This is a genomic window from Actinomadura sp. NPDC048955 (assembly GCF_040649435.1).
In the GTDB taxonomy this organism is placed as follows: Bacteria; Actinomycetota; Actinomycetes; order Streptosporangiales; family Streptosporangiaceae; genus Spirillospora; species Spirillospora luteofluorescens.
In genome coordinates this window covers 1-3,819 of record NZ_JBEZJI010000144.1, presented here as the reverse complement: position 1 = coordinate 3,819, position 3,819 = coordinate 1, and the positions used below count along the sequence as shown (strand labels likewise).

The 3,819-nt window shown below is 65.5% G+C and carries 4 protein-coding genes; 1 reads left to right on the top strand and 3 read right to left on the bottom strand.

The window, feature by feature from the left end:
* The 3 genes from AB0C84_RS45415 to AB0C84_RS45405 form a co-directional block, all read right to left on the bottom strand.
* Positions 1-116, bottom strand: a 116-nt coding sequence (locus tag AB0C84_RS45415; protein ID WP_361078980.1) for a leucine zipper domain-containing protein, incomplete at its 3' end; no start/stop codon positions are given.
* A gap of 160 nt (positions 117-276) precedes the next feature.
* Positions 277-612, bottom strand: a complete 336-nt coding sequence (locus AB0C84_RS45410; protein WP_361078977.1) for a transposase — start codon at positions 610-612, stop codon at positions 277-279.
* Positions 613-1,612: 1,000 nt separating this feature from the next.
* Positions 1,613-2,392, bottom strand: a complete 780-nt coding sequence (locus AB0C84_RS45405; RefSeq protein WP_361078974.1) for an SDR family oxidoreductase — start codon at positions 2,390-2,392, stop codon at positions 1,613-1,615.
* A gap of 71 nt (positions 2,393-2,463) precedes the next feature.
* Here AB0C84_RS45405 and AB0C84_RS45400 point away from each other — a divergent pair, with 71 nt between their 5' ends.
* Positions 2,464-2,892, top strand: a complete 429-nt coding sequence (locus AB0C84_RS45400) for a MerR family transcriptional regulator (RefSeq protein ID WP_361078971.1) — start codon at positions 2,464-2,466, stop codon at positions 2,890-2,892.
* Positions 2,893-3,819 lie beyond the last annotated feature (927 nt).

Sequence of the window (3,819 nt, the reverse complement as noted above, 5' to 3'; positions counted from 1 at the left end):
GGCCAGGACACCTCATAGCGTTCGGCCGCCCGCGCGACGGGCCAGCCCTCATCGACGACCAGACGCGCCAGCCGAAGACGCCCGCGAGGGGTCAGAGCAGCGTTAGCGTGGGACACGAAGACCTCCTGTTGGCGGAGCGGTTCCTAGACAGCTCCACTCCACAACCGGAGGCCTTCACCCTCCACGCAAATTCACACCGCGTCGTCACACACAACAACCTCAATCGACCTGCCTGGGCAGTACACCTAGGGCGTGTCCGGTGGATCATGTGGTGATCTAGAGCAGTGCGGTGACCAGGACAATCGCTGCCCGGTAGTTGCGGGCGAGTTTGTCGAACCGGGTGGCGATGCCGCGCCATTGCTTGAGGCGTCCGATGCAGCGTTCGACGACGTTGCGGCGCTTGTAGAGGACCGGGTCGAACCTCGGCGGCCGCCCGCCTCGTGAGCCGCGGCGGACGCGCCCCGCCCTCTGGTCGCCGCGTTCGGAGCTGGTGGCGGTAATGCCCCGCTTGCGCAGGGCCCGGCGGATCGCCGCCGAGATGTAGGCCCTGTCGGTGATCACCCGGTCCGGCCGGCGCCGCGGATGCCCCGCGTAGGCGCGGCACCCAGGAATCGGCCGCTAGGGCTCCTCCCTTCGGAGGTTTGCCCTCCGCCGCCACTCCCGAGATTGCTTCTCTCGGCAACGAGCCGCACGCCGGGCCGCTCTTCGCAGGGCAAGGTCCAAGGGAGCTAGCTCCCGCGCGAGGCTAGGTCGTTCAGGCCGTCCCCGGCAGTACCCGCAAGCGTCGTCCCCGCACACGCCCTCGACCCACTTATCGCACCAGGTACAAATTGCTGCGTCGTGATGCTCGGAGTAATCCTGCTGCTTACCGCACCAGGGACACACTCCACCCTGACGGAAGTTGGCTCGCAGAGCCCTCGGCCGCCTACGCGGCATCAACCTCTCGGGTCGTATTCATCCCGAGCATTCTGCCCGCCGATGGTTCGGCGATCAACATTAACGTTGCCGAGTGGCGCGGATGTGGACGGTCTCTTCTGCCAGGACGAGCTGGCCGACACAACCCAGAGAACGAGGTGCAGCGATGAGGATTCTCAACACGCAACCGACCGGCCCGGACAAGAAGGACGAGACCCCGGTGTCGCCGTGGGACCCGCACAAGGGGCCGAAGCCGACCGCGTGACGACCCTCAGATCCCGGCGAGGACCCCACACATACACCGACTACAGCAAAATCCACCCCGACGAGAAGGCCGCCTTTCCGCGCCGGGCAACAGCCTCAAGAAGACGTCCCAAGCCGCTGGAGAGATCGCGCGACGATCGCGAAACGGCCTAGTCTTTTGCTCGCCTGAATCCGTTGCAGATATCGGACGAGGGACTGATGGAAACTGGAGGTGCGCCAGCCATTCGTGGACGAGTTCATGTCCCGCCTGCGCGCAGGCAGGGACAAGCCGGGGCCTCAACGCATACGCCTGTGCCGAGGTCGCCACCCGAGCCCTGCGCTTCAGATCTGCCCTGCTCGGCCGCGGTCACTAAAACGGCTGCTTCGGCCGTCCCGTTCTGCCAACGTCCCCGCATAGATTTGCACAACTGATTTCAGGTGCGTAAATCATCGGTCAGAGCGTCTTGAGTAGACCGCCGTCGATGACCAACTCTGAGCCGCTCATGTTGGGGATTCGGCCGGAGGCGAGGAACACCACGAGCGCTGCGATCTCCTGCGGGTCGGTGAAACTACCGGTCGACAAGCCGACGACCGCAGGGAGTCGATCGGTGATGTCTTCTCTCGCGAGGCCTGCGCGTCGGGCGAGCAGGTCGCCGGGCCCGCCCCGGGCCGTCCACACTTCCGTCCAGACCGGGCCGGGAGAAATTGTGTTCACCCGCAGCCCGCGGTGGGCGAACTCCTCTGCCAGCGCTTTGCCGAGGTTGGACAGCGCAGCCTTGGCGGCCGACTGGGCGACCAGGCGGGGTTGTGGCAGCCTGGCGTTAACCGAGCCGATGTTGACCACCGCGCCGCGGCGGTCCAAGAGGCTGGGCAGCGCCGCTCGCGTCGCGCGGACTGCCGACATGAACGTCAGGTCGAGCGTATGGCCCCAAGCGTCGTCGGTGAGTTCGAGGAATCCGCCCGCGGGCGTCGAGGTGCCAGCGACGTTGTTAACGAGCAGATCGATTCCGCCGTGCCGCTCGACGGCGTGCTCCACCAGGTACGCGGGCCCATCGGGAGTCGCCAGGTCTACCTGGAGGGCGTCCGGTGTCGCGTCCTGCAGTGCTTTGTTGATCGTGCGGCTGCCGGCGACGACCGCGAACCCGTCCGCAGCCAGTGCGCGCACGATCGCCAGCCCGATGCCCCGGCCCGCTCCAGTCACCACGGCGATGCGCGTGCTGCTCGACGGTGTCATGCTGATGCCCTCCCGAGACGCGCCTGGTTCTTATGTCGGCCATCATCCAGGTTCAACTAAGGTTCAAGTCAATGAGCGAGTTGTCGATATCCGAACTGCGGGCCCGCACAGGCCTGGCGTCGTCCGCCCTGCGGTTCTATGAGCGCAAGGGCCTGCTCGACGTCACCAGGCGTGCGGGCGGCAAACGCGTCTATGGCGAGGACGCCGTTGAACAGATCGCGTTCATCGACCTGCTCAAACGGGCTGGTTTCACGCTGTCGGAGATTTCGGCGCTCGTGGGCCCGAATGGCCGGACCGCCCCGGACTGGCGAGCCGTGATAGCGGCGAAACTGCGCGAACTAAGCGACCGAGTCCAGCAGATTCAGCAGGCGCAGTCCGCGCTGCGGCACGCTCTTGACTGTGGGCTCGAGCGCCTCGACGATTGCCCCGCGCACCGCCGCATCCTCCGGGCTCACGCCGCGGCGCTCGCGGACGACGCCGGAGGTCGGAACGGGTCTTGAAGTTCACTGGTTCCGCTTGGCAGATTCCTAGTGTGGTAGCGACATGACTAAGTCGAGCAATGGTGTTCTGCGTTACACGGCGTTCGCGAACGACCCTGCCGTGGATCTCGGCTACTCGGAAACGCGTTTCTCCCGCACTGCTCTAGTTTTCGTCTGAAATCCGTTGTGTAATTCACATGGGTCGATGGCGAGGAGGGGCCAGGCCGAAGGTGCTGGTTTCGGTGACTGCGGCTGAGCGGGCGGAGTTGGAGCGCAGGGCGCGGGCGACGACCTCGACACAGGCGTATGCGTTGTGGTGCCGGATCGTGCTGGCGTACGCAGCCGGGGGCTTTCCATACGCATATGGCCGCCGAGTTGGGCGTCTCGCCGCCGTTGTGGCCAAGTGGCGCCGCCTGTCATCGAACATGGCCTGGCCAGGCTGGCCGACGGGCCCCGCCACGCCCCGTCCGCCCTCGATCCAGCACTGGTTCCGCCTGCGCAACCGCTGGGAGGCCCGCGACGACGTCCGCAGGCATTCATCACCCTCGCCGCAGCCATCATCTGCTAGTGACACGTCGTCCGCTAATTCTGTTACGCCCTCTTAGCCTAGACCGTTCACACTCCCATGCCTGACCTGTCGGTCCGGTGTCTGGATCGTCAGTGCTGAACCTCATAAGACAGCTTCGCGATCTGGGAAAGGGACTTCGCAGTGGCGAGCACACCGGTTAGTGGCGATCTTGTACAGCCAGGTGCGCCCTCGAATTCACCGATGCCCTGTCAGGCAGTCAGGAGCGTTTCTTGCAAAACGTCCCCAGCGTCGGACAACGCCCGAGCATCCGGTAGCAGTGAGCCTTTTTCAGCGTGCTGCGGTCTCGCGGAGTTGCAGGGTGTGGATGGCTTTGGCGAGGCGTCCGGCGCGGTGGGGGCAGCAGCGTAGCTTCCGCAGGA

What these genes read in the sequence shown, in the direction of transcription:
- AB0C84_RS45405 (WP_361078974.1), bottom strand. Translation starts at nt 2,392, where the DNA reads ATGACACCGTCGAGCAGCACGCGCATCGCCGTGGTGACTGGAGCGGGC.
- AB0C84_RS45400 (WP_361078971.1), top strand. Translation starts at nt 2,464, where the DNA reads ATGAGCGAGTTGTCGATATCCGAACTGCGGGCCCGCACAGGCCTGGCG.